We start from the raw sequence: 25,033 nt of genomic DNA on the forward strand, positions 1-25,033 counted from the left end.
TCACTCGGCAACCGCCAGCCGCATTTTACCTGCAATACATAGCCACATTTTGCCCATAATATTACATAGCCGCATTTCGCCAACAATCATTACATGACCACATTTCACTAACAATCATTACATGGCCACATTTCACCAACAATCGTTACATAACCGCATTTCGCCAACAATCGTTACATAACCGCATTTCGCCCATAATCATTGGTGCGCAATTCTTTCCCTACATTTCTGTCATGCGGATTATCCACATCTATGTCAGCCATATCAGATCACTTCAAATATCAGAATTTTTTCCCTGCTATCTTCCCCTGGGAACAAATCCCTGGTATCAATTTCATCATAGAACATCAACTGCTCCTGCGTCATCAGAAAACTGACGTATTCTTCTGATGGATAATAGAAAAACAGCAGCATGCTTCTTGGATTCCTGTAATATGATTCATATATCCTTGCAAGAACAGGCCGTAAAATCTCCACAGCAAAAGGATTAAAAAAATAGCATCTGTCTACTTCCACCGGTACTTCATAATTCTCGGCACTGCCCAGTACGAAAGAAATACGGCTGCCCGATACTGCTGACGCTTTGTTTTCCTCTGCTTCCTGACAGATGCGCTCATCATATTCCACGCCGATGGACCTGCATCTGGTCTGATAGGAAAGAAAAAAGCATACCCTTCCCTTGCCGGTACCATAATCCAGCAGCATGTTATTTTTCCTGATCAATCCACTGTTCGCCAGACGCTCCAACACCGTATATGCAGTCGGTTCATAAGGATACCTGTACTGGTCGGAATGTGCATCATCCCTGCCTGTGGTTTTTATTTTTAGAAGCTTATCCCATTGTGTTTCACTTTGATTCATTGGTTTCATTCTTTCTTGGTTTCATTTTTTCATATCAATTTCAAAATCAGCGTAAGCATATTATACCTAATTTAATTTTATAACCCTGACAAAGTCCTCATTACCAAATCTACATCTTTATTCTCCAATTCCTGAATAATATGCAGATACGTTTTCTGTGTTGTGGTCATACTGGCATGTCCAAGTCTTCGTGCAACACTGGCAATTGATACTCCTGCAAACAGCAACAATGATGCATGGGTATGCCGAAGTCCATGTATGGAAATCTCTGAAATGCCACATCTCTTGCAATGTCTTGCCAACACATCATTCACCGTAGAATTATAAATTTTGGTTTCATCAATGAAAATCGGTTTATTTTCTGGTAATCCCTTTGTCAATTCTGCAAATTTCACCACAATCTGCCAATCAATCTGAATCTTTCTTACCGATGATTTATTTTTAGTTGGCAAAAAACCTCCATCACCTTTATAATCCCATGTTTTGCTGATTGACAATGTTTGTCTGGCAAAATCGAAATCTGAGGGTGTAATTGCCAAAGCCTCCGAAAAACGCATTCCTGTCTTTGCAACCAGAAGTATAAACCAGTCCCAATTAGGTTCTTCTTTGATATCAAGATCAGCAATCAGTGTATGCAGTTCAAATTGATTCAGATATTTTATCTTTTTTGCCCTTGGTGTTTTTCCTTTAATAATTGCTTTTCTGGTTGGATCTCTCTCAATCATTCCTTCATCAACCGCATCAAGAATTGCACCTTTCAGCTGATGATGAAAATCCAGAGTTGTCTGTCTTTCATGCTCTTTTGCATAATCATTCAGAAGCTGCTGATATTTTGTCCGCGTCAGTTCAGACACCTTCACCTTTGGAGCCAGTTTTTCCACCCATTTCTGGGTCATCAAATATTTTGCCATAGTTGCTTCTCTGATTGCACCTCTTTTATATACCTCAACCCACTGTGCATAATATTCGCAAAAAAGCATTGAATTTCCTGTATCACTAAGCATAAGCATTCTCCTTTTCCTTTTAATTGCTTACGCTGATACATACATGTATATAATTAAGTCCACTTCAGGCAGTTCTCATAAGAGGTTCTATTTCTTCATCAAGAACTTTTCTCAATTCTGCCATCATTCGGTTATAATATTTAAATTTTGGCAATGGCTTTTCCTGTTCTTCTTTGTAACCTGCATAATTACAGGTGGCCTTTATCTCATTTTCATTTGGAATTACTCCGTTTCTATAATGGACCGCAGCATACAAAACATCATTTTTTGATGCATACCAGGTTACACAAAAATCCGAAATAACTTTATTCACACAATCGTGCTTCATATTTTCTACAATATTGAGAATTGACTGTCCTCTATATTTTGTATCATCCTTCTCAATTTCCGCAATCAAGTCTGACATAAGATCTGCTATCTTCACATTATCCTTACGCAGTTCTTCCACATACTGTTTTACTTCATCAATCTTCTTTTGTCTTTCTTCAGGTGTTATATTCCCCTCATCTTCTGACGGATTCACAATATTCTGAATCAGGTTGATAATATACTCATAATCAATTTTCGTGCTGCTGTATGCCATAAGTTCATAATCCTGATCCACTCCTGCATCTTCCGCATTCTCTGATTGAGTATCTGACTTATCATCAGCGATCTCTTCTATCACATTTTTGTAATGCCCTGCATAATCATCATATTCAGCTTCTGTTATGCCATATTTTTCAAGCATGCTGTCATCATATCTTGTAAATGACTTTAACTGTGCAAACAGGCTGTCAAATGACTGAAAAATTTTCGCAAAAATTTTCTTTTCTTTCAAAGACATATTTGCAATCTCCGAAGGTGTCCTGGCACAAACTCTAAGTGCAGAAAGTGCTTTCCGAAATGCAGGTTCAATCTCATTCCATTCTGACATAATTGCTTTTTCGGTACTTCCAGCAGAATACAGCCTTACTGCATCATCCACGCATTTTTTGAAAAGCTTTGGTGCCTGGAAAGTAACAATCTGCCCATATGTTTTATTTTTGTCAAAAATACGATTTGTTCTTGAAAACGCCTGAATCAAATCATGTGGTCCCATAGGCTGCCGGTCTATGAATATAGTGGACATACATGGCGCATCAAACCCAGTCAGAAGCCGGTCTACCACAATAACCAGATCCAGCTGTTCATTTCTGCTTTTGAACTTTGCATCCTTTCTTGCCAAGCGTTTATTCAAATTGCCATTATATGCCTGGATCTGGGACAGATCATATTTTGTATTAAACATTTTGTTATAATCATCCAGCGACTTCTGCATCTTCTGCTGATTAACATGTGAACTTTCATCATTTTCTGTCACAGAATATGTGATGGCAAATTTAGGAAAATCAGGAAGCACCTGTTTCATTTTCTCATCAATTGTAAGAGATGTTTCACCGTTTTTGACCTTTGTCAGTAAATCATAATATTTCTGTGCAATCTGAATAGAGCTTGTAGTAAGCATTCCTTCATAAGTCTGCCCTTTTCCATTTTGAAATCCCAGCTTATAAAAAGATTTGTTCAAAATAATATCCAAAACCTTTAACATATGCGCTTCATTATCATATGCATTGCTGTCTGTCTCATCTTCAATATTTTTAGGTCCATTGTGCTCTACTTGAAATCCCAGCACAGCATTATCGTGAATTGCATTTTGTATCGTATATCTATGAAGACAGTTGCCATACAGTTCTACCGTTGTTCTAGGTAAATCTCCCATCTGTGGGTATGGATTTTCTGCAAATCTGGGAGTTCCGGTAAAGCCATACCATAAGGACCTTCCAAAAAATCGTTCTATTTCTCTTTTTGTTTTTGGTGCAACCGCTCTGTGACATTCATCTACTACAAAAGCAATCTTCAGATTCCTGATTTTTCTATATTCTGCTGTTCCCTCCTGCAATCTCTTGCTGATCAGAATCTGCATTTTCTGAATCGTCGTAACAATAACCTGGCGATCATCTGATTTCAGTTTCTTTTTGAGATCATTTACATTTTCTGTTGCATCAACATCTATCAAATCATTATTTGCATACGCCTGAAATGCCATCGTTGTCTGCATGTCCAAATCTTTACGGTCAATCAGAAATATTGCTTTATCAATAGATGGAATATCCATCAACAGATTTCTTGTGGCTTTATAGGATGTTAAGGTTTTTCCGGAACCTGTAGTATGCCATACAAATCCTGACTTGCTTTCCTTAGATGCTTCACGTATGGATTCAATCGCATGAATCTGATACGGTCGAAGTAATATCAGCCTTTTCGCATCTTCATCCAAGACTGTATATTTTGCAATCATTTCATGTGCTTCCGGAATTCGGAGCACGCTTTTTGCAAACTCAAGATAATCTGACACCGGATTATTGTCTTTATCCACCCAGCCACTCATAAATTCAGGTTTTAATTCTGTATCACTGGCCGCAGCAAAATACTTGGTGTCTACCCCATTGCTGACTACAAACATCTGAACTGCTGAGAAAATCCCAGTAAACTTTCCCTCGCCAATGTATTTCTTTATCTGTCTGAAACCATCCTTATAGGAATGCTGCTTATTTTTCAATTCAATATGTATCATAGGCAAACCATTGATCATCAATGTTACGTCAAATCTGCGGTCTCTCCCCGGACCTGTAGTCTCCTCATCCGTTTTCAGTGCCTCGTACTGATTGATTACTTCGTATACACTGCTGCCACCGGCTATATGCTCATGATTCATTACGACCAGATGCAGCCTTTTCGTATCACGCTGCACATGAACCTGCACCTTTCCGTTTTCACCAACCAGCCACTCCCCGGCTTTATAAAATGAAGAAAATTGCAACTGGTTCTTTACCTGCTCGAATTCAGAATCTGACAGACTTTCTCCATCCAGTCTTTCTTTGTTATTCTGCTCAAGGATATATCGGAAATTCGCCCACAAATCAGCTTCCGTTTTTAAATCCCCCCTGTATGTCCATTGAGAATCGCCGTAAATTAATTGTTCAATCAGTTTTTGCTCTATCATTGATTCTAATTCTGGCATAATTTCCTTCTCCTTTGTATTATTCTCGTACATCATCTTTTTAAGGCATATTTTTTTCAGTTTTTTTAAGTTATTCAGCTGGCGCTGGTGAAGAGTGATGAGGTTGTCCAAATCATCAAAATACGCAGCTATTTTTTTCTGCTCTGCTTCAGATGGAAAATTCATTTTGTATTCAAGCATATCGCTTAATTTCAAAACCCTGTTCCTTCCGGCTCCTCCTGGTGAGGATAATTCCAAATGATGTTTAAAGTTTTCATCAAGAATCAGATACCTAAAAAATTTTGGAACCATCCCTGCGTTGAAGCTATATTGTGGAAACCTATGAGAAACAAGCTTTCCAGCATCATTTTCATCAGTAATTGCTACTGCATGTTCCCATCCAAATGTAATGTTCACAATGAATTTGTCCGCTGCTACTCGAAACATTTTAGCTGTCTCAAGTTCTTTTCCCTTTTCAACATAACTATGAAATGTTCCTTTAGCATGACTTCTAATTCCAAGTCTCGTATAACCTTCTGTTGGAGTTTCTACCGGATCTTCATATTTTTCTACTATTTCTCCGAACTTACGCTGTTCCCAAGAGAATTTTCTTTTTCCATGAAAAAAATATAACTTACACTGGTGAAGAGTGATAAGGCGGTCGAAACTTCTAAAATAATTTCCAATTTTCTTCTGTTCATCAAATGTTGGTGTTGCTGTTTCAACATTATTTATTATTACTTTAGAAAGGCTTGGTACACCTGTGGATTCATCCTTTTTCTTCCAATCAACATTTTGAAAAATACAGCTTGTAAAATCCAAGTCGTAGTTTTCCTTCGGAATACAATAAAATAGCGTATCTACGGTCCAAAATGGTGCTTTTAAAATGTATGGCTTATCTATTGTACCCTTTCGTCCAATGCCAACGGCATCCTTATCATCTGAAAGCGCTTTATTTACACTGAGCATGTATCCACCTGTTCCATATACTGGAATATCGCCTTCTTCAAGATGTTTGTAGTCCATTCCGCTTCCAATGTCTACCACATCCGAGAACTTACGCTGTTCCCAATCGTTTGAGCCTCAAAACTACTAATTCAAACACTCTCACTGAAAATCAGTAATCGCATTATTTTATTAAATTTCCGCCTGGATAATGTGTCCAAAATTCATTTCATCTTTAAATAAATCGTACACGTATTCAGGGCTTTCCAAATACAATCCCGTTTCCTTATCCAGAAGCTTTACAAAGACTTCAGAATTATAAAATTTATTCATAGCCTCATCATATTCTATATTTTGATCGATGCTAATCATGTCAACAATATCCTGTACAGCATATTCCACCAACTGATCCTTTTTAGACAACTTTACTCGCCACCTTTCGCAAAAATGCCACACTTCTTTCCGTATGAAAAGAATACTGAGAAGAAGTTCTTTTATAAATCATTCCCTTTAACAGTGTTTCAAAATCAATAATTTCATTTTCATATTGCCGAAACAATAATGCCATATTATCGTCTGCAACAGGGCCTATAACAATATCATACTTATTATCTTTGTTACACAAAATATCTTTTACATCTATGAAGTCCCTGCTTCTGTTATTCATTACAAACCTTGCCCATTCTTCTGTTGTCTGTATACCGAAATCTTTGATCCTGAGATTATCTAAAGCTTTAAAATCATCATCTATCTCATAAACATTTATAATCGGCGTTTTTCCATAAATTCTGGCTACTCTTGCCGCCATTTTTTTTGCTTGTTCTTCAATATCTGTCAAATAAAATCCCTGTCCAAAATCCTTATATGGTCTACACATTGCCAGATTTATATTATCAATCGCTATATTACTCCCATGGTACAATCTCATAATGTACCTCCGTTTTTCCTACATAAAATCCCTAAATCTTCTAATATTGTTTCAAAATCCAAAGTATGCTCCACATCATAGTTTTCCTTAATAAAAGCTATACCTTTAAATTGGAAAAGGTATTGAAATGCCTCTTGAATACTCAAATCATGCTTATTGGCAAATTCATTTACACATGCAACTGTAAATCCAATTTTCCTTTTCTGCTCACTCATTCAAAATCTCCTCATTATGCTGAACTTCTGTAATCATAAAACACTGTAAGTACATATTGGTAACATAATAATGATAAATTTTTAGTCTAATAGCATTCCTGCTTCATATGAGCATTTTATATAATCCGGATTGCTATAATACACATTTGAATTAAAATTAGATATCTCATCACTAATAAACGAGCCAAAAACTTTTTTTATTGCTTCAATTACATTTTCGTATAATCCCATAACATCCAAAATTAATGTTTGGTATACACGTCCTATGGAAGTTACAGTTGGAACGCTATATCTGCAAGCTGCAACATTATCAAATTCACCTTCTTCTATTCCATATTCCTCAATCCATTCATCACATACCTGTTCAAATGAAAGACAGTGATTTACTCCTGCTACTTTCCATTGATGTTCTAACGCTTTATCTGACATTTTTGCCACAATATCTTTTCTTTTATTACATGTTTTTCTTGCTACAAACTCAATCATCGAACATAAATAAAACAAATCATCCTCATTCCACGAAACTATTGCCATTGATCGCCTCACTCTTTCTATGTCTTTAACATGCCTAACTATAGGCTTTCGTTTAAGCATATCGTAAGTCCTCCTGTTTTGCTGCCAAAAACGCCTCTCTCATTAGGATTATTTATTCTTGTCTCAATCTCAATATGATAATCATAGTTTTCTATATAAACATGTTTTGCAGCATAAATTTCTTAACATTTCGTAATTCATCGCACTTCTGCTGGTGAAGAGTGATGAAGTGGTCGAGGCTTCTGAAATAGTCTCCAATTTTTTTCTGTTCTTCAAATCTAGGGCATGAAATAGGGATTTTTTTACATGTTTCCTTATTAAGTTTTGGCATTGCCATTCCTGTATTGTATTGTGTATAGTCTTTTCGTTCTAATGAATTGCAAATAAAATTATTTTCATTTTCTTGCTTTGTACGAAGAACATGAGCATGGTTATTTACCCAGTATTTTCCGCTTGCTAGAAAGCATACCGGATAATTTCTGTCGGTAATATTGGCACCATCTTCACTTAACAATATCAACTCTTCATCGAACAAATATCCATCTACATAATCAACAATTCCAGAGGCTCCATAATATGGATAAGGACCAGGAATGCGTTTTGCACCTTCTAAAGGTTTTCGCATTGTATCAAGAAATTCAACTACATCATCTAACTTACGCTGTTCCCACTCTTCAGTAAAGCCAGAAAATCGTATTTCCGGAACTTTTCTCCCATTTTGAGGAAACATTTTTTGCAACATGTATTTTTTTAATTTCTGAGTTTTCTCATACTTTCGCTGGTGAAGAGTGATGAGGTGGTCGAGATTTCTAAAATAGTTGCCTATTTTCTGCTGTTCTTTGAGTTTTGGCATAATTAATTCTATATTAAGCATGGATTTTTGAACAAGTTTTTTCCTGCTTGAACCTGCTAACTGAACCCAATTTCGTATATCTTTATGTGCTAAAATGCTATATAAAAAATATGCACTTCCCAACGGACGCAACACATGTGCATGATTATTTACCCACGTTTTTCCACATATATACTGGGCAATTTCCTTTGTTCTAAAATCATCAAATGCATCTCCATCTTCCAATAATAAAACGAGTTCCTCATCAAATAAAAACTTATTTATATACCCTTGTATATTACCAGCTCCATAATATGGAATTTCTCCAGGAATTTTTTCTCTTTCTTCAGCGTTTATTGGAATTCGTTCGGAATCTAGGCATTGTGCTACTTCACCCAACTTACGCTGTTCCCACTCATCGGTATAACCTTTAAATCTGATCTTAGGTTTTCCCATAATTATACCCCCATCTTCTCGATCAAATCATTCAACAGCGACATTGTTGTTTCATCGGTTGACGTCAATTCTTTAAGAAGTGACACAAACTCTCCCTGCACCTGTTCCAGTTCATCATCAGTCTTTTTCATATCTGATAAGAGTGCGGATAAATCAACCTCTTCTTCTTTTTCAAAATTATCAACATACCGGGGAATATTAAGGTTAAAATCATTCTTTTCAATATCCTCAAAGCTGGCAAGATAAGCCTCTTTTTCTACTGTTTTTCTTTGACTATATAAATCAATCACAGCATTAATATGCTCATCGGTCATTTCATTTTGCTTCTTGCCTTTATTAAATTTCTTAGAAGCATCTATAAACAATACATCCCTGCCGTCTCTGTGTTTTTTCAGCACAATGATACAGGTAGGAATTGATGTATTATAAAACAGATTTGCAGGCAATCCGATCACGGCATATATATTTCCGGAACGAAGCAGTTTTTCTCTGATTTTGCCTTCTGCCGCACCACGAAAAAGGACTCCATGGGGCAGAACAATCGCCATTGTCCCATTACTTTTCAAATGATACAATCCATGAAGCAAAAATGCATAATCTGCTTTTGATTTTGGTGCCAATACACCGTAATCACTGAATCTTTCATCCTGTAAAAAGCCAGCTGTTGCACTCCAATTTGCTGAATATGGAGGATTCATAAGAACCATATTGAAATCAGTTTCCTCATCTGTAGGCCAATCTCCATCAAGAGTATCTCCATTATTCAAATGCTGGTTATTCGGATCAACCCCATGTAAAAACATGTTCATCCTTGCCAGATTATATGTGGATGTATTCATTTCCTGCCCGTAATATTTAATGTATCCAGGTGCGGATGAATACTTCTTTGCATTCAAAAGCAGTGAACCGGATCCCATACAAGGATCATATACAGACAATCCGGTTTTATCTTCCTGTCCCGCAATGGCAATTTTAGTTAATATTTTTGATACTGCCTGCGGTGTATAAAATTCTCCGGCTTTTTTTCCTGTTTCAGAGGCGAATTGTCCAATCAGAAATTCATAAGCATTTCCTAATATTTCTGCATCTGAATTAAGCAAATCTGCCTTATCAATTTCCTTAATCAGGCTGGCAACCGTATCACTTTGTTTTTGATCTCCTGTTCCCAGGCGGTTGGAATACAAATCAATATCAGCGAACAAATCTGCAAATATCTGATCACTCTGCTCAATATTATTAAATGCCTTCTGAAGCTGTTCACGATTAAACGAATTGTTTCTGGCTGCATCGGCAAAATAAGTATATGTAAGTTCAGGTTCAATCACGTAATGGTACTGATCTTGCATTTCTTTTTTCAGTTCTTCTGCATCTTCTCCTTTTAATTCTTCTACATAAGCATCCAATGCTTCCTTTAATGTTTGTGGACGGGCATCGCAAATCAGATCATATACTTTGATAAGAAATGAATCCGATAAATATTTATAAAATACAATGCCCAAAAGATAATTCTTATACTCATTTGCATCCATCTTGGAACGAAGTATATCTGCTCCACTCCATAATACACTAATTAAATCCTTGCCATTCTCCACCTCAGCCATTTTCTCTCCTCCATCATACGTTCATAAAAATTAATCTAAAACAAGTATAGCATATTTCTACTGAACATGTGCACTTTTAGGTCGTTTCCCAAAATTACAGGATTTTTCCTTTTAACTGTTTTTATTCTATCATAATTCATCTAGTTATTCTTCATATTTTTTTCAGAACCACTTCGGACCTAAAATGAACCAACTACAATTTTATATAGCGGATTCTGTCTTTTTTCGCTATAATAAGGATGTTTTAATAAAATACTTACAAGGATGGGACTGACACACTACAGCCCCTTCAGAACGGAGGAAAAATGGAAATCGTATGTTTAGATCTGGAAGGTGTATTAGTACCGGAAATCTGGATCGCATTTGCCAAAGAGACCGGCATTCCTGAATTAGAGCGCACCACCAGAGATGAGCCGGATTATGATAAGCTTATGAAATATCGTATTGGGATTCTGAAAGAGCATGGCCTTGGCCTGAAAGAGATCCAGGAAACCATCGCAAAGATCGATCCGCTTCCCGGAGCAAAAGAATTTCTGGACAAGTTAAGAGAACTGACCCAGGTGATCATTATCAGTGATACTTTTTCCCAGTTTGCAGGACCTTTAATGAAAAAGCTGGGATATCCTACCATTTTCTGCAACTCTCTGGTAGTTGCCCCTGATGGTGAGATCCTTGATTTTAAAATGCGCTGCGAAAAATCAAAATATACTACTGTAAAAGCCCTTCAGTCTATCGGCTATGACACTATTGCCAGCGGAGACAGCCATAATGATCTGGGCATGATCCAGGCCAGCAAAGCAGGCTTCCTGTTTAAGAGCACAGATGCTATTAAGGCTGAATACCCGGACATTCCTGCTTTTGAGACTTATGATGAGCTTTATGATGCCATCAAAAAAGTAATCCAGTAAAAATATATAAATACGTCCTTTTAATGCTCTGTGCCAAGGAACAGGAGCGCTTATTCTGTCAGCAGATGGATGATGCGCCCTTCCCTGTGCAGGATCTTCTGATCCTCCAGGCTTTTCAGCTCACGCATCATAGCACTTCTGTCCACTCCCAGATACTGGGCCAGAGTTGTATAGGACATTGATATTGTAATATCTTTTTTATGCTTTTCAGCGGCTATGCAGTTCAGATAAGCAAGAAGCTTCTTCTGTGTAGTCGATCTGGAAAGCATATAAATCCGGTTTGTCTGCTGCCCGGCATGCAGGGCAGTCATCTGAAGCAGATTGCTGACCATCTGGCTGTGATGCCAGCAGGCTTTTTCGCATCGCTTGATCACATGTTCATAATCAATAAACATTACCCGTGCCATTTTTTGGGCGCGCACATAATAATGCTGTGAATCCCCGGATAATAGAAAAGGTTCCCCAAAAACACTGTCCTTCTTCAATTCATCTATAATATATTCATTCCCATCTGCGTCGCAACAGTACAAAAGCGCCTGTCCCTCCATCATCAGCCCAATCTTTTTCATAACAGAAGAATATTCCATGATGGTTTCATTATTCTGATAGGTTGTTTCCCTTGCACAGAAGCAAACCCGCATCAACTCCTGCTCCTCTGGTGAAATTTTTGTAAAAAGTGTAATATGTTCCATGATATTCCTCCCTGGTTACAGTATATCATTCTTTTTTATAAAAAAATATAGATTTTGTTGCATTTGCAACAGCTTTTTTTCCTGTTTCAGGGTATACTTTCATCATCAGGAAACATAAAAAACAGAAACTCATAAAATTTTTAAGGCACATAAATATAAATCAAGAAATAAAAGTGAGGGCAAAAGCATGAAAATCACAGATAGCATTAAATATGTTGGCGTAAATGATCATCAGGTAGATCTTTTTGAAGGACAGTATGCTGTTCCTAATGGAATGGCATATAATTCCTATGTGATCCTTGACGACAAAATTGCAGTTATGGATACTGTAGATGCTAATTTCACCCATGAATGGCTGGATCATCTTCAGCAAGTACTGAACAACCGGAAGCCTGATTACCTGATCGTCCAGCATATGGAACCGGACCACGCTGCAAATGTAGCAAATTTTCTGAAAGTTTATCCAGATACTACCGTAGTTGCAAATGCGAAAACTTTCACCATGATCAAGAACTTCTTTGACCTGGATCTGGACGGTCAGAAGCTGGAAGTGAAAAACGGAGGCACTCTTTGCCTTGGTTCTCATAATCTTACTTTTGTTTTTGCTCCTATGGTTCACTGGCCGGAAGTAATGGTAACTTATGACAGCACAGACAAGGTTCTATTCTCGGCAGATGGCTTTGGCAAATTCGGCGCCCTGGATGTGGATGAGGACTGGGATGATGAAGCAAGAAGATATTTTATTGGGATCGTAGGCAAATATGGCCCGCAGGTTCAGTCTCTTCTGAAGGTTGCCGCAACTTTGGATATACAGGTGATCTGTCCTCTTCACGGCCCGGTTCTTTCCCAGGATCTTGGTCATTATATCAGTCTTTATGACAAATGGTCCTCCTATACCCCTGAAGAAGAAGGAATTGTGATCGCTTACACTTCTGTTTATGGTCATACCAAAAAGGCAGTTGAAATCCTGACAGACAAACTGAAAAGCAAAGGCTGTCCCAAGGTTGTGGTTTATGATCTTGCAAGAGACGACATGTCTCTGGCTCTGTCTGACGCTTTTCGCTACAGCAAACTGGTTCTTGCAACTACCACCTATAATGCCAGTGTTTATCCATTTATGCATGACTATCTTACCCGCCTGGCTGAGCATAATTTCCAGAACCGTACTGTTGGTCTGATCGAGAATGGTTCTTGGGCTCCTCTGGCAGCAAAGGTGATGAAAGAGCTTCTTTCCGGATGCAAAAAGATCAACTGGCTGGATACTACAGTAAAGATCCTGTCTGCAGTAAATCAGGAAAATATGGATCAGCTGGAAGCTATGGCAGCTGAGCTTTGCAAGGAATATATTGCCCAGAATGACCAGCTTGCCAACAAAAATGACCTGACTGCTTTATTCCGTATCGGCTACGGTCTGTATGTAGTTACATCCAATGACGGTAAAAAGGATAACGGCCTGATCGTCAATACTGTCACACAGCTTACAGATACCCCCAACCGTGTGGCTGTAAATATTAATAAAGAAAATTATTCCCACCATATTATCAAACAGACCGGCGTCATGAATGTAAACTGCCTGTCTGTGGATGCACCATTCTCTGTTTTCCAGCAGTTTGGATTCCAGACAGGGCGAAGCGTGGACAAATTTGCAGGACAGAAAATCTGTCGCTCAGACAATGGTCTTGTTTTCCTGGATAAATATATTAATGCTTTTATGTCCTTGAAAGTAGAGCAATACGTGGATCTTGGCACTCACGGAATGTTCATCTGTCAGGTAACTGAAGCCCGTGTTATGAGTGATCAGGATACTATGACTTATACTTATTATCAGAAACATGTAAAACCTCAGCCTGAGACAGAGGGCAAAAAAGGCTTTGTTTGTAAAGTTTGCGGCTACATCTACGAAGGAGATGAGCTTCCGGAAGACTTCATCTGTCCGCTTTGCAAGCATGGTGCAATTGATTTCGAGCCGATTGGCTGATATTTCTTCTCTACTCTATCAGAAAAGTCCCATCCGGATGGCTCCATAGCCTGACGGATGGGACTTTTCATAATGAACATGATTAATATGTAATGATAATCGCAATTACCTTCATGGGAATATCTCCGGTATTTACAAGCTTGTGGGATTCTCCATGGGCTGTTACCACCAGATCACCTTTTTCCACTGCTTTCTCAACTCCATTATCTACTGCCATACCGGTTCCTTCAGTTATAATGTAATACTCAGATTCATTAATATGGGTATGCTCTCCAATGCTTCCTCCTACCGGAATCGTCATCTGAGACAGCAGACGACAGTTCTTAAAGTCAGTACAGTCTGCAAAATTAATAAAAGAAATATCTCCTTCGCCGCCTTTTAAATTGCTCCGCACCGAAGTGGTCATATTTTCCTTCTTGTATACCATGATTTAATCCTCCTGAATTTTTGTAGTATATCACCAAGAATGATCATAACCGTTCATCACCCTCATAGTTACGATGCAAAATACCTCATTATTTTGCTTCTGCTAATTCGATTCTGAAAATCATTCTACTTCTACTAATTTAATTCCGAAAATTATTTTACTTCTACTAATTCGATCCTGAAGTTCAATTCTTTGCCTGCCATTTCATGATTGGCATCCAAAGTAATATTTGTCTCGTCCTTTGCTGTTACTTTTACAGGAAATGGCTGACCGTACTGATTAGACAGATATACCTGCTGGCCTACGGTCAGATCCTCTGAACCTGGAAGCTGTGCGATCTCAACTGTAAAAACAGCATCAGGATTAGGCATACCGTAAGCTTCTTCCGGCATCAGGTGTACATCTACGATCTCTCCAACTTCCATGTCAGCCACTGCTGCATCAAAGCCTTTGATCATCTGGCCCGCTCCACATGTAAATTCCAAAGGTTCTCCCCGGTCATAAGAAGAATCAAACTGTGTACCATCATTAAAGGTTCCTCTGTAATGCGTTCTGCAGGTTTTTCCCACATTTTTACCTGTAATCGTAGGCTGTGAGCCACAGCTGCTGCATCCACCGCAGGAATGGCCTTCTTCATGGCCTCCACAGGAATGACCTTCTTCATGATCTCCACAAGAATGGCCTTCCCCGTGATGATGGTCACAGTTGACACCTGCAGATGCCAGTTCTCCCTTCAGATAGCTTTCTACTGCCTGGTCAGCATCTCCGCTGGCACCTGAGCAAACTTCGATCCCTGCTTCTGCAAGAGCAGTCTGTGCTCCACCTCCAAGGCCGCCACAGATCAGTACATTCACGCCCTGTTCTTCAAGAAGCACTGCAAGTGCCCCATGTCCTTTCCCATTGGAACTGATCACTTCACTGGATACTACTTTCTGATCCTCTGTCTCGTATACCTTAAAATACTCCGTTTTTCCAAAATGCTGAAAAATGTTTCCATTGTCATAAGTTACTGCAATTTTCATTTGAAACCTCCCATTTCAATGCATAGTTATCTGTTTAGTATAGACCTTCTGCCTATGGAAAGCAAGGAAAACGTATCCGCCTTCTGCCCATGTATCTGGTTCCCACCTATGTATCCGGTTCCTGCCCATGTATCTGGTTCCCACCTATGTATCTGGTTCTCTCCTGCCCTGCCCCTATTCTGCAGCGCCTGCCATAACCATATCAGAAATCGTATCTGACAACAGCACAATTTTTCACTCCAAATGCTGCATATTCCTGATTGGTCATCTCATAAAAATAGGAGTTTACCACTCGTGCAATCCCATTGTGTGCAACCAAGATATATGTCTTCCTGTCAGCTTCTTCTTTAATCTCATCCAAAAGATTGTAAATCCTCTGTGCCAGCTGGAGCATTGACTCTCCGCCTTCATATCTGCAGCAGAAATCTTCCTTGGCTTTTCTAAATGCCAGACCATCACGGGCCGTTGATTCCCATTTGCCATAATTCTGTTCCTTCAGCCTTGGCTCCATCCTTCCTGGAATGCCGGTGATCTCTGAGATATGCCGGGCAGTCTCTGCTGCACGGATCAAAGGCGAATACAGGATCTCATCTGCCTGGATGCCCTGCTCCAGAAGCATTTCCCCTGTTTCTATCGCCTGCTGATGTCCCAGTTCTGTAAGCGCTATATCTGTAGCACCGCATATTTTATTTTCTACATTCCACACAGTCTGTCCATGCCTTACAAAATATACACAACCCATTTTCTTCTTTTGTCATCCTGTTCTTTTATTTTCTGTATAGAAATCTTTTTCCCGCTGATACGCCACAGATCATAGAAAAAACCTTTTCGCACAGCAGTTGGATTTATCGGATATAGTGAACCCTGCTTTCCTCGTAACGATCCTGCTGTTTTCTTTCTTCTGCCGGATAGCCACAGGGCACAATCGCAAAGGCATTCAGATTTTCCGGAAGATTCAGGATTTTTCTTACAGTATCCATCCGGTCTGTGCCTGGTGCAATTCCCATCCATACAGCCCCAAGTCCAAGCTCATCTGCTTCTAACAGCAGGTTTTCCACAGAAGCACTCATATCAATATGAAAATACTCCGGTGCAGCCCCCTCTGACCGATAACATGGAACAAATACCACTGGTGCATCTTTTGCACATTTTGTATAAGGGGAAGCCTGTGACAGTTGCTCAATAATGTTCTTATTGCTGACAACATAATACTCCCATGGTTGCTGATTATGTGCAGATGGTGCCGCCATAGCCGCCCTTAACAGCTTCTCAATCTTTTCCTGCTCTATTTCTTTATCCTGATATTTTCTGATACTTACTCTGTGAAAAATACTGTTCATATTCCTTTTACTCCTTTACTTTTTTATCTCGTGAATTTCCACATCAGCTTTTACACTTTGTGCATAGGGTAAAATACTGACTACTTCTGATAAAATACCCGCAAATTTATCCCTAATACCTCCTTCGCTGTTGAATATATAGATTCCTCATAATATTTCTAACCATTTCCATTATCTTCCATATAAAAAAATCTACAGGCCATTCCGATATACCTGATTAATTGTAGCCTGTGCATGTTCCAGTTCTTTTTTCTGAATGATCGCATTGCGGTCACTTAAGATCGCCAGCATTTCATCCACAACATCTTCAGGACGGGGATTTGTAATCCGATACAAATAGCCTAGCATTCTCGTTGCCGTATAATCGGTATTCATCTGTTTATATGCAATTTCCCTGCAAAAGTCCTCAGGATAACCTTTTTCTTTCAAAACATGATATAACTCATCATTTCTTGACTTATACATCAGCCACCTCCGTTTGACCGCTCACATCTAAAAAAGCCCTTTCTGTGATCTCATTTTATCACAGAAGAGCTTTTCATGCATTATGAATAATACAAATCATACCAAATAACAAAATTCAAGTCGAGCATCCTCTTCCCCAATTGTTATTTCATCGTATCACCCGTGCAATTCCTTATATTTCTTCAATACTCTGCTCAAACTTTCGGGAGTCATATTCAGATAGGATGCTATTTCTTTTTTGCTTACTTTATCCACAATTTCCGGATATGTTTCAACAAAATATTCATATCTTTCCAATGGATTATAGGAAAGTATCATCTTTTCATATTCAAATTCTCTTATGGAGGAAATCCCCTGCATCCGTGTACAGGCCAATGCTACGTCTACACTTTCTCTTGACAGCCGATAGATATCATCGGCTGAAGCGCTCACAATCTCACAGTCTGTTACCAGTTCAGTGGTCACAAAAGAAGTCATATTTTTGTCTATATTCATGATTCCTACCAACGGCTCACCTGGAAGGTATGCAAAGCAATGGATCTGTTTTTTCCCTTTGCGGGTATCATAGTAAGCTTTCACGATTCCGCCTGCCTTATACAGAAAATGGATCCTATCCACCTTGTCATTCTCTTTTAACAGTATTGTTTTTGCTTTCAGTTTTAATAATTCTGAATGCTCTGCCAGCTCCTGCACTGCTGTCTCTTCCCGGATCCCCATGATCCTCTGGTAAAAGATTTTAAGTTCCTGTGTTTCATTCAGTCCTTCCATCGCATCCTGATTTATTTTTGGTTTCCCGTTTACCATACTTTTGTTTCCTGTCATAAACCCTTTTCTTTCGGTACCCTCCTCACAATTTTGAGATATATAAAACATTATATAATATATTATATCGCTTTATATATCTTATAAAGATGACTGCTCACTTTTACAATGATTCTCCCCTCAGTGAGCAGTCATCTTTATTATACATTATAGACTAATAAACTGCAATTTTTATTTTTTCATTTCCCTGCTGATCCATTCCATGATCACATCCACCACATACTCCTGCTCCTCCCACGTCAGTTCTCTTCCTTTTGGAATACGATGCCATTTTTCCAGACATCCTCTGCAGCAGGTAGCCGTTGCATGCTGAGCAACAAACACCGGATGACCTCGCATAGGGGTCTGCCTGCCATCATTTGGCAGATTGGCAGGTGCCAGTCTTTTACTTATAAAATCAATTGCATGTTCCCGTACCTTAGCCATCCCTTTTTCTGACACATAATTCCTGTCGTTCGCCTTTAAGGAAAAACTGCTTCTGAATTTGGATTGAGAAAGGCGTTTCCACAAATCCCCTTCATAGACCGTTGGTGTCTCACATATCATGGAAGGTTGAATACCACCTTTATAAACGATCATTTTTTCTTTGGAAGTTTTATCTGCAAACTGTGCTTCTTTGGATTCCCTGCTGTTTTCCTGCAGCCGCCTGGCCAGACATGTATTCCGCCCTGCAGTGGTTTCATTTTTGATAGCATAATATACAGCTTTTTTCTCCCCCACCAGCACCAGGATCTTTTTTGCCCTGGTCACACCTGTATAAAGGAGATTTCTTTGCAGCATCACAAAATGGCTCATAGTAAACGGCATAACCACAATAGGATACTCACTTCCCTGTGCCTTGTGAATGGTTACTGCATAGGCAAGGGAAAGCTCCTCCAGTTCTGTCACATCATAAACCACTTCACGATCGTCAAAAAGAACCGTCAGTTCCCGCTCTTCCATATCCACCTTGGTAATGGTGCCAATATCCCCGTTAAATACTTCTTTATCGTAATCGTTACGAATCTGCATCACCTTATCCTTAAGCCGATATTGTGTCCCACCTCGCCGCAAAAAGATCCTGGATGGATTCATAGCCTCCTGCAGCACCTGGTTTAAATGAACCGCCCCGCATTCTCCCCGCTGCATAGGTGTCAGCACCTGAATATCTGTAAATGGATCTACATGGTAATACCTAGGCAGATTCATTTTGCAATACTGGACAATGGTATCCACAACTTCCTGATTGGTTGTCTTTGAAGCAAAGAAAAAATCTGACTCCTTCCCGCCACGCATATCAATCGACTCCCCCCGGTTGATCCGATGAGCATTCATAATGATCCGGCTCCCCTGTGCCTGCCTGAAAATCTGTGTAAGACGCACCACAGGAACCCTTTGGGAAGCTATAATATCCCGAAGTACATTTCCAGCACCAACACTGGGCAGCTGATCTGTATCTCCAATCAGGATCAATGACATCTGTTCCGGCAATGCTTTTAAAAGATTGTACATCAGCATAATGTCGATCATGGAGCACTCATCCAGGATCAGCACATCTCCCTCAAGAGGGTGCTCCTCATTCTTCTGATACCCTTCCGGCGGTTTATATTCTAACAGCCTGTGAATGGTCTTTGCCTCCATGCCGGCAGCCTCGCTCATTCTTTTTGCAGCTCGTCCTGTAGGTGCAGCCAGAATGATCTTACAGCCAGCCTGTTGATATGCTGAAATGATCCCCAGTGTTGTAGTGGTCTTGCCTGTGCCTGGCCCTCCTGTCAGCACCATTACTTTAGAAGAAATCGCCGTTTTAACTGCCAGCCATTGGGTCTCATCATAGGTGATTTTTGATGCATCCGCCACCTTGGATAAAATCCGTTCCGGATCTTCTCGCTTTGCGGCATCAGCCTTCATCAGACGGATCAGTCTTCTGGCACATCCGCTTTCAGCAAAATAATAAGGCGGCAAATAGATAGCTTCCTGTTCCTCGGCCTGGTCCCGGATCACATCGTTGGTACGCAGCATTTCATCCAAAGTGATCTCCAGCTCCGGTTCTTCTACCTCCAGAAGTTCTCCTGCTTTGCTGATCAGCTGCTCTCTTGTCGCATAGCAATGCCCTGCCTCTGCCAGCTTATTAAGAGTGTAAAAAATACCGCTGCGCAGACGGACAAATTTCCCCTTATCAATACCCATCTTCTGTGCAATGGAATCTGCTGTTTTAAACCCGATCCCCCAGATATCGTCAGCCAGGCGATATGGATTTTCTTTTACAATGGCGATGCTTTCACTTCCGTAGGTTTTAAAAATCTTTGTGGCATGGGAAGTGCTCACTTCATGGCTTTGAAGAAACAGCATAATGTTCTTAATCTCTTTCTGTTCCTGCCAGCTTGTTGTGATCCTGTCTACACGCACTTTCCCAATCCCTGGTATTTTCAGCAATTCCTCTGGTGTGTCCTCAATCACATTTAAAGTTTCTTTTCCGAATGTTTCAACGATCTTTTTTGCGAACTTTGGGCCAACCCCTTTCACCAGTCCGGAACCAAGATATTTCTCAATCCCGTAAACCGTTGCCGGAAGTGTTTCTTCAAATTTTTCTACAGAAAACTGTCTCCCATATCTGGCATCCACTTTCCACATACCTTCCAGTGAAAGAACCGAACCTACGTGAGTATCCGGCATAGCGCCAACCACTGTGACCAGATCACTGTAATCCTTCACTGCACATTTCAGCACTGTATAGCCGTTATTTTCATTCTGATATGTAATTCTCTCCACCACGCAGCGCAGATGCTCCATCTCATACCTCTTTTCTACACATCATTTCTGTCTCAGCTCAAGTATACATAAAAGCCCTTTCCATGATTCTGATTTTATCACAGAAAGAGCTTAACTGATATTACTTTTACTAATTTTGCTTTTACTTTACTTTTACTGAATGTACTGATATTTCTTTTGCTGATTTCTTTTATTGATTTTTTATGAATTTACTTTTTCTATACGCTTAGCTTCTTATCCATAATCCAGCCGCTGATCAGATAAAAAATCGCAGCAGCCAGGAAAGATACCGCTATATCAAGAGCAAAGGTAAGTTCTATACTATTCAGTTCCGGAAGCATATCCATACCCATTCCCAGAATGGTGGTCAGGATAATGAAAATAATAAAGGCTATGATTCCACTAGCCTTCTTACCAGCAAGCACACTGGCAGATAAGATCACAGCTAAATCCGCACTTACAATACATGTGATCCAGCCGGCCAAAGCTGAGAAGAAGTTAAAAGCGATCATCCAGGGATCAATGGATATATTCATATTCATATCCAGGAACCTGTACAACATATCCCAAAGTTCTTTATAATTGCCTACGGCTATATCAATCACTGCCAGAACTGCAAAAAATACTCCTGTCAGCAAAATAGAAATTCCATTTTCCAAAATCTTGGCTCCAAGGATCTGATAACTGCTCCTTGGGGTAAGAAACAACATATAGCTTTGTTTCGTGTTCAGATCCCGCTGCAAAACATTTATGCTTTCCAGACCAATGTACAGGATTCCGGCGGTAGCACATAAGGTCAGCAACATAATCCCTATAAAAAGCAGGTTGTCTTTCTTCAAAAAAACGCCCAGTAAATATACAATTTCCACAACCATGGTAATGCATAATAAAATCAATTTTGAAAATGCGGTTTTACGAAATTCATATTTCATCAACTTCAACATACTGCCTCTCCTCCATGTCCATAAATTTCACGATACAGATCAGCTACAGATTTGTGCTGGCTGATACGTAATTCTTCTACCATACACTGCCGGATCAGATGGCCCTCCTTCATAAAAAGCACAGCGTCTGCCACACGCTCCAGTTCATCGATCAGGTGGCTGGAAATCACCATCGTCACATCTGGTTCAATGGACGCCAGAATCGTTCTCATAATCTCATCTCTTGCCAGAAGATCAATACCGTTCAATGGTTCATCCAACAGATAAATTTTCGCCTTTCGAGCCATAGTCACTGCTATTTTCAGCTTCGCCATCATACCGGAAGAAAGCTTTTTGGCTCTCATATCTTCGGTAAGTTCCATACTGGTAATCAGTTGATGATATTTTTCCATAGAAAAATCATCAAAGAAATCCTCATAATATTTTCCCACATCTGCTACCGTCATCCAGCTGTAAAAGTAGGGTTCTGTGGACATATAGGCGATCTCTTTCTTGCTCTCGATGCCTATAGGCTGATTCTGGTAACGAATCCCACCACTATTTGGCTTCACAAGTCCTGCTGCCATCTTCATCCAGGTGGTTTTCCCACTTCCGTTAGGACCCAGCATGGCATATACAAACCCTGCCTCCAGTTCCAAGGATACATGATCCACAGCAGTTTTTCTTCCATATGTTTTTGTTGCTTCTCTGCTTTCCAAAACCATTTTCATATTCTCCTCATCATTATTTTAACCGTGTCAAGTAAGCCCCTGTGGGGTTGCGAATATCCACTTGACTCCAAAAACGTCCAAACATTCATACTGCAAGATGCGCCGGTTTCATTTTTCATTTTCCAGAAAGGTGATAGCCTCATGCCTGGAATACCCAAGCTGCTCCATTCCCTCCAGAAAATCCCGTATTAAAGTGCCTGCCATCTCTTTCTTAAGCATATCTATCTTCGCTGAATCTTCTGTAACAAAGGTTCCCATGCCTCGTCTGGTAAAGCATACACCCTCACTTTCCAGTTCTTTATACACTCGACTGACTGTGTTAGGGTTGATAGTATATTCCACCGCCAGGTCACGTACAGATGGAAGCTTCGCTCCCGGGGGAAGTTTGCCTGTTACAATGTCCCGCTTGATCGCATTGGCTGTCTGAAGATAGATGGGCAATGTGGGATTATATTCCATAATATCCTCCTTGTGTATCGCTGTTGTAGTTAGATAGTACACTATGTCATTGTGATTGTCAAGTTTTTTATATTTGTTTTTTATATCTGTTTTTTACACCGGCATCTTTGCAAGTCGCATCCTCGCGGAGCGTTTTTGTGTAATAGGAACATTATGGAGTAATTTCCTATTACATAAAAAAAGCCCTTTGAGAAAAGGATTTCTCCCCTCTCAAAGAGCAAGTCATTCTTTTGTAATGGCTGTTTGCAGACCTTGCAGATCATCCATGTCAGGATGAGACAACGCATGGTCAAAATTGTCAATCAGCATATCAAGATTCGCCGGATGCTCCGGATTCTCTTTCATCCTCAGATAACGTTCCCTCACAGACTGTGGCATTTTCCCCTGACACATATATTCTCCGACAACAACATTGCTTGAATCAATGGACTGCCTGATTTGTCCCAGAATCTTCTGAAAATATACATCACTTCCACCAAAACCAGCTGTACCAAAAAGAAAAATCTTTTTATTTTTTAATTTGGATAACAATTCCAAAGTTTTATGATCCGCATTCCCTTTGTCTGTCCAAAATCCTACATACAGCAACTTTGATTGAGGTACCTGAGCTTCAATCGCGCCAAAATAATCACACTCATTCTTAGGCAGTGTTTCATGAATTACATCCGCAAGCTTCTTCGTATTACCTGTTAAGCTGCTGAATACTATCGAATAACTCTCTCTCTTCAAACCTTATCATCTCCTTCTGAAAATGATGTTATAACATATGAACTGTATTTCCAAACTTTTCTGCAAAAGATCCTGCCAATTCTGCTGTACCATATAAGTGTTCTTTTACTGTCTGTACTCTTTCACCGTCTTTATGTGCTATATACTCCATATAAACAGCACCTCCAATACAAAATGGGAGTTAAAATAAAAGTTGAAGCCCCATTGCGATGATCCACATATATGCACAAGTTTTTGGTATCATTAGTAATCCAACCTTTGGTTTTGTTTTACTGAATAAAGTTACTGGAAGATAACAGCCAAAAGAAATGATAATAGCTGCAGCCATCCTTGTCATATGATATCCATTGGTATTTCCTGATATTAAATACAGAATAATTATCCCTATACCTGTAACCGCAAAAACTGCATTCCGGATAATAGACAGTTTCATATTTCCTTCATCTGTGCACCAGTTATTCTGTGGAAACATACATATAACAATTCTGATAACTGCTGATATCCAGATTACAGCCTGAATCGCCACCGGCAATGTTATTTCTGGAAATGTTAATTTCCATATATACATTAAAATAATATAAAATACCGTCATTGTAATAGATGATACCTGTAATCCAATTCCAAGCTGTCTCTTTATTTTATCACTGCTGCCCTGTACTGCCCTGATAATTCTTGGCACCAGATGGAATGCATCCCCACCACAAAGCGTCAATGTTAATACTCCATAAAGTACAAATAAGGTGTTTCCTTTTGAAAATATAAAAAACAACACTGCTGCAACCAAATCAAAAATCAGATATGCTGCATCAAATATTGCCTCCATAACATCGGGCATCTGTGGTTTGTAATTATTCTCTCTCATTTCTCTCCTTATATTTTCTCAAATACTCCTCTGCATTATTGCAAATCTTATTGAAAACCTTGATACACATATGCGTTTCTTCTTCTGTCAATCCGCTTAAAACATTTTGTGCAAACTGTTTTTGTACGTTTATTCCTGCTTCCACAATTAATTCTGCCTTATCCAGCAAAACAATCTCAATATGTTTTTTATTGTCTTCACTTTGTATTCTTTCAATAAATCCTTTGTTTTCCAATTTTTTTAACGAAGTTGAAACATGTGATTTGGTTGATTTTCTAATCTTTACTATTTCTGCTGCAGTATTATGCTGCGGATTATTATGCAGGAACATAAGTATATCATATTCCATCTGAGTTAACCCATACTGGTCACATATCCGGCTGGAAAGCAATTCATAATAGCTTGTAATTGTTTTATGCTTATCCCAAAAATACATCTCGCCCTCCCTATATAGTCAAGTCTTTTTTCCTTGAAAATCAAGGAATTTCTAATGTTTCATCAATAAATATCTCAGAAGAAAGAGCCATAG

Annotated in this window: 26 protein-coding genes and 1 pseudogene; 2 read left to right on the forward strand and 25 right to left on the reverse strand. The window is 39.3% G+C overall.

What is annotated here, in order from left to right:
* Nucleotides 1–264: 264 nt before the first annotated feature.
* From OCV61_RS07810 to OCV61_RS07855, 10 genes and pseudogenes are all read right to left on the reverse strand, one after another.
* Nucleotides 265–861, reverse strand: a complete 597-nt coding sequence (locus OCV61_RS07810) for a class I SAM-dependent methyltransferase (RefSeq protein ID WP_158421347.1) — start codon at nt 859–861, stop codon at nt 265–267.
* Between the two features lie 77 nt (nt 862–938).
* Entirely contained in the window at nt 939–1,865 is a 927-nt protein-coding gene (locus OCV61_RS07815) for a site-specific integrase (RefSeq protein WP_158421348.1), read from the reverse strand.
* 64 nt (nt 1,866–1,929) lie between these two features.
* On the reverse strand, nt 1,930–5,334 hold the full coding sequence (locus tag OCV61_RS07820; RefSeq protein WP_317258458.1) for a type I restriction endonuclease subunit R, EcoR124 family: 3,405 nt from the start codon (nt 5,332–5,334) through the stop codon (nt 1,930–1,932).
* A gap of 204 nt (nt 5,335–5,538) precedes the next feature.
* Nucleotides 5,539–5,949, reverse strand: a pseudogene (locus OCV61_RS07825) (restriction endonuclease subunit S); the annotation flags it as partial.
* Nucleotides 5,950–6,024: 75 nt separating this feature from the next.
* Entirely contained in the window at nt 6,025–6,255 is a 231-nt protein-coding gene (locus OCV61_RS07830) for a hypothetical protein (protein WP_158421350.1), read from the reverse strand.
* Nucleotides 6,248–6,760: a DUF3990 domain-containing protein gene (locus OCV61_RS07835; protein WP_158421351.1), complete on the reverse strand. Its 513-nt coding sequence runs from the start codon at nt 6,758–6,760 to the stop codon at nt 6,248–6,250. The genes OCV61_RS07830 and OCV61_RS07835 overlap by 8 nt, the downstream gene beginning before the upstream one ends.
* Nucleotides 6,757–6,975, reverse strand: coding sequence for a DUF3791 domain-containing protein (locus OCV61_RS07840; protein WP_158421352.1), 219 nt, complete (start codon nt 6,973–6,975; stop codon nt 6,757–6,759). Before OCV61_RS07840 ends, OCV61_RS07835 begins: the two co-directional genes overlap by 4 nt.
* Before the next feature lie 81 nt (nt 6,976–7,056).
* Nucleotides 7,057–7,569, reverse strand: coding sequence for a hypothetical protein (locus tag OCV61_RS07845; RefSeq protein WP_330382904.1), 513 nt, complete (start codon nt 7,567–7,569; stop codon nt 7,057–7,059).
* A gap of 91 nt (nt 7,570–7,660) precedes the next feature.
* The gene (locus OCV61_RS07850; RefSeq protein WP_158421353.1) at nt 7,661–8,797 is read right to left on the reverse strand and encodes a restriction endonuclease subunit S; all 1,137 of its coding nucleotides are present in this window, start codon (nt 8,795–8,797) and stop codon (nt 7,661–7,663) included.
* A 2-nt stretch (nt 8,798–8,799) separates the two neighbouring features.
* A complete protein-coding gene (locus OCV61_RS07855) occupies nt 8,800–10,398 on the reverse strand; it encodes a type I restriction-modification system subunit M (RefSeq protein ID WP_158421354.1) in 1,599 nt (532 codons plus the stop codon).
* A gap of 305 nt (nt 10,399–10,703) precedes the next feature.
* Between OCV61_RS07855 and thrH the strand changes: the two genes are divergently transcribed.
* Nucleotides 10,704–11,306, forward strand: a complete 603-nt coding sequence (thrH, locus tag OCV61_RS07860; protein ID WP_158421355.1) for a bifunctional phosphoserine phosphatase/homoserine phosphotransferase ThrH — start codon at nt 10,704–10,706, stop codon at nt 11,304–11,306.
* 50 nt (nt 11,307–11,356) lie between these two features.
* Here the strand turns inward: thrH and OCV61_RS07865 are convergent, their stop codons facing one another.
* Entirely contained in the window at nt 11,357–11,998 is a 642-nt protein-coding gene (locus tag OCV61_RS07865; RefSeq protein WP_158421356.1) for a Crp/Fnr family transcriptional regulator, read from the reverse strand.
* Between the two features lie 187 nt (nt 11,999–12,185).
* Between OCV61_RS07865 and OCV61_RS07870 the strand changes: the two genes are divergently transcribed.
* The gene (locus OCV61_RS07870) at nt 12,186–13,976 is read left to right on the forward strand and encodes a flavin reductase (protein WP_158421357.1); all 1,791 of its coding nucleotides are present in this window, start codon (nt 12,186–12,188) and stop codon (nt 13,974–13,976) included.
* Between the two features lie 82 nt (nt 13,977–14,058).
* Here the strand turns inward: OCV61_RS07870 and OCV61_RS07875 are convergent, their stop codons facing one another.
* From OCV61_RS07875 to OCV61_RS07940, 14 genes are all read right to left on the reverse strand, one after another.
* Complete coding sequence (locus OCV61_RS07875; protein WP_158421358.1) at nt 14,059–14,403, reverse strand: cupin domain-containing protein; 345 nt, start codon at nt 14,401–14,403, stop codon at nt 14,059–14,061.
* A 152-nt stretch (nt 14,404–14,555) separates the two neighbouring features.
* Nucleotides 14,556–15,425, reverse strand: coding sequence for an FKBP-type peptidyl-prolyl cis-trans isomerase (locus OCV61_RS07880; RefSeq protein ID WP_158421359.1), 870 nt, complete (start codon nt 15,423–15,425; stop codon nt 14,556–14,558).
* 202 nt (nt 15,426–15,627) lie between these two features.
* The gene (locus OCV61_RS07885; protein WP_158421360.1) at nt 15,628–16,167 is read right to left on the reverse strand and encodes a histidine phosphatase family protein; all 540 of its coding nucleotides are present in this window, start codon (nt 16,165–16,167) and stop codon (nt 15,628–15,630) included.
* 103 nt (nt 16,168–16,270) lie between these two features.
* Entirely contained in the window at nt 16,271–16,765 is a 495-nt protein-coding gene (locus tag OCV61_RS07890) for a nitroreductase family protein (RefSeq protein ID WP_158421361.1), read from the reverse strand.
* A gap of 192 nt (nt 16,766–16,957) precedes the next feature.
* Nucleotides 16,958–17,230 (reverse strand): hypothetical protein, encoded by a 273-nt coding sequence (locus OCV61_RS07895; RefSeq protein WP_158421362.1) that lies wholly within the window; start codon nt 17,228–17,230, stop codon nt 16,958–16,960.
* A 156-nt stretch (nt 17,231–17,386) separates the two neighbouring features.
* A complete protein-coding gene (locus tag OCV61_RS07900) occupies nt 17,387–18,052 on the reverse strand; it encodes a Crp/Fnr family transcriptional regulator (protein WP_158421363.1) in 666 nt (221 codons plus the stop codon).
* 171 nt (nt 18,053–18,223) lie between these two features.
* Nucleotides 18,224–20,821, reverse strand: coding sequence for an SF1B family DNA helicase RecD2 (gene recD2, locus OCV61_RS07905; protein ID WP_158421364.1), 2,598 nt, complete (start codon nt 20,819–20,821; stop codon nt 18,224–18,226).
* Nucleotides 20,822–21,018: 197 nt separating this feature from the next.
* Nucleotides 21,019–21,744, reverse strand: a complete 726-nt coding sequence (locus tag OCV61_RS07910; RefSeq protein ID WP_158421365.1) for a hypothetical protein — start codon at nt 21,742–21,744, stop codon at nt 21,019–21,021.
* The gene (locus OCV61_RS07915) at nt 21,738–22,448 is read right to left on the reverse strand and encodes an ABC transporter ATP-binding protein (protein WP_158421366.1); all 711 of its coding nucleotides are present in this window, start codon (nt 22,446–22,448) and stop codon (nt 21,738–21,740) included. The genes OCV61_RS07910 and OCV61_RS07915 overlap by 7 nt, the downstream gene beginning before the upstream one ends.
* Before the next feature lie 114 nt (nt 22,449–22,562).
* Complete coding sequence (locus OCV61_RS07920; protein ID WP_158421367.1) at nt 22,563–22,913, reverse strand: GntR family transcriptional regulator; 351 nt, start codon at nt 22,911–22,913, stop codon at nt 22,563–22,565.
* A 222-nt stretch (nt 22,914–23,135) separates the two neighbouring features.
* The gene (gene bilS / locus OCV61_RS07925) at nt 23,136–23,642 is read right to left on the reverse strand and encodes a flavodoxin family protein BilS (RefSeq protein ID WP_158421368.1); all 507 of its coding nucleotides are present in this window, start codon (nt 23,640–23,642) and stop codon (nt 23,136–23,138) included.
* A 28-nt stretch (nt 23,643–23,670) separates the two neighbouring features.
* Nucleotides 23,671–23,793, reverse strand: a complete 123-nt coding sequence (locus tag OCV61_RS07930; RefSeq protein ID WP_262582742.1) for a hypothetical protein — start codon at nt 23,791–23,793, stop codon at nt 23,671–23,673.
* A 30-nt stretch (nt 23,794–23,823) separates the two neighbouring features.
* A complete protein-coding gene (locus OCV61_RS07935) occupies nt 23,824–24,504 on the reverse strand; it encodes a hypothetical protein (RefSeq protein WP_158421369.1) in 681 nt (226 codons plus the stop codon).
* Complete coding sequence (locus tag OCV61_RS07940) at nt 24,491–24,940, reverse strand: MarR family winged helix-turn-helix transcriptional regulator (protein WP_158421370.1); 450 nt, start codon at nt 24,938–24,940, stop codon at nt 24,491–24,493. The genes OCV61_RS07935 and OCV61_RS07940 overlap by 14 nt, the downstream gene beginning before the upstream one ends.
* Nucleotides 24,941–25,033 lie beyond the last annotated feature (93 nt).

The organism is Blautia ammoniilytica, assembly GCF_025566965.1.
In the GTDB taxonomy this organism is placed as follows: domain Bacteria; phylum Bacillota; class Clostridia; order Lachnospirales; family Lachnospiraceae; genus Blautia_A; species Blautia_A ammoniilytica.

What these genes read in the sequence shown, in the direction of transcription:
- OCV61_RS07850 (WP_158421353.1), bottom strand. Translation starts at nt 8,797, where the DNA reads ATGGGAAAACCTAAGATCAGATTTAAAGGTTATACCGATGAGTGGGAA.
- OCV61_RS07840 (WP_158421352.1), bottom strand. Translation starts at nt 6,975, where the DNA reads ATGAGTGAGCAGAAAAGGAAAATTGGATTTACAGTTGCATGTGTAAAT.
- OCV61_RS07835 (WP_158421351.1), bottom strand. Translation starts at nt 6,760, where the DNA reads ATGAGATTGTACCATGGGAGTAATATAGCGATTGATAATATAAATCTG.
- thrH (WP_158421355.1), top strand. Translation starts at nt 10,704, where the DNA reads ATGGAAATCGTATGTTTAGATCTGGAAGGTGTATTAGTACCGGAAATC.
- OCV61_RS07920 (WP_158421367.1), bottom strand. Translation starts at nt 22,913, where the DNA reads ATGGAATATAATCCCACATTGCCCATCTATCTTCAGACAGCCAATGCG.
- OCV61_RS07875 (WP_158421358.1), bottom strand. Translation starts at nt 14,403, where the DNA reads ATGGTATACAAGAAGGAAAATATGACCACTTCGGTGCGGAGCAATTTA.
- OCV61_RS07815 (WP_158421348.1), bottom strand. Translation starts at nt 1,865, where the DNA reads ATGCTTAGTGATACAGGAAATTCAATGCTTTTTTGCGAATATTATGCA.
- OCV61_RS07890 (WP_158421361.1), bottom strand. Translation starts at nt 16,765, where the DNA reads ATGAACAGTATTTTTCACAGAGTAAGTATCAGAAAATATCAGGATAAA.
- OCV61_RS07910 (WP_158421365.1), bottom strand. Translation starts at nt 21,744, where the DNA reads ATGTTGAAGTTGATGAAATATGAATTTCGTAAAACCGCATTTTCAAAA.
- OCV61_RS07880 (WP_158421359.1), bottom strand. Translation starts at nt 15,425, where the DNA reads ATGAAAATTGCAGTAACTTATGACAATGGAAACATTTTTCAGCATTTT.
- OCV61_RS07915 (WP_158421366.1), bottom strand. Translation starts at nt 22,448, where the DNA reads ATGGTTTTGGAAAGCAGAGAAGCAACAAAAACATATGGAAGAAAAACT.
- OCV61_RS07855 (WP_158421354.1), bottom strand. Translation starts at nt 10,398, where the DNA reads ATGGCTGAGGTGGAGAATGGCAAGGATTTAATTAGTGTATTATGGAGT.
- OCV61_RS07820 (WP_317258458.1), bottom strand. Translation starts at nt 5,334, where the DNA reads ATGTTTCGAGTAGCAGCGGACAAATTCATTGTGAACATTACATTTGGA.
- OCV61_RS07885 (WP_158421360.1), bottom strand. Translation starts at nt 16,167, where the DNA reads ATGGGTTGTGTATATTTTGTAAGGCATGGACAGACTGTGTGGAATGTA.
- OCV61_RS07930 (WP_262582742.1), bottom strand. Translation starts at nt 23,793, where the DNA reads ATGGAGTATATAGCACATAAAGACGGTGAAAGAGTACAGACAGTAAAA.
- OCV61_RS07940 (WP_158421370.1), bottom strand. Translation starts at nt 24,940, where the DNA reads ATGTATTTTTGGGATAAGCATAAAACAATTACAAGCTATTATGAATTG.
- OCV61_RS07810 (WP_158421347.1), bottom strand. Translation starts at nt 861, where the DNA reads ATGAATCAAAGTGAAACACAATGGGATAAGCTTCTAAAAATAAAAACC.
- OCV61_RS07845 (WP_330382904.1), bottom strand. Translation starts at nt 7,569, where the DNA reads ATGCTTAAACGAAAGCCTATAGTTAGGCATGTTAAAGACATAGAAAGA.
- OCV61_RS07900 (WP_158421363.1), bottom strand. Translation starts at nt 18,052, where the DNA reads ATGACAGGAAACAAAAGTATGGTAAACGGGAAACCAAAAATAAATCAG.
- OCV61_RS07895 (WP_158421362.1), bottom strand. Translation starts at nt 17,230, where the DNA reads ATGTATAAGTCAAGAAATGATGAGTTATATCATGTTTTGAAAGAAAAA.
- OCV61_RS07865 (WP_158421356.1), bottom strand. Translation starts at nt 11,998, where the DNA reads ATGGAACATATTACACTTTTTACAAAAATTTCACCAGAGGAGCAGGAG.
- recD2 (WP_158421364.1), bottom strand. Translation starts at nt 20,821, where the DNA reads ATGGAGCATCTGCGCTGCGTGGTGGAGAGAATTACATATCAGAATGAA.
- OCV61_RS07870 (WP_158421357.1), top strand. Translation starts at nt 12,186, where the DNA reads ATGAAAATCACAGATAGCATTAAATATGTTGGCGTAAATGATCATCAG.
- OCV61_RS07935 (WP_158421369.1), bottom strand. Translation starts at nt 24,504, where the DNA reads ATGAGAGAGAATAATTACAAACCACAGATGCCCGATGTTATGGAGGCA.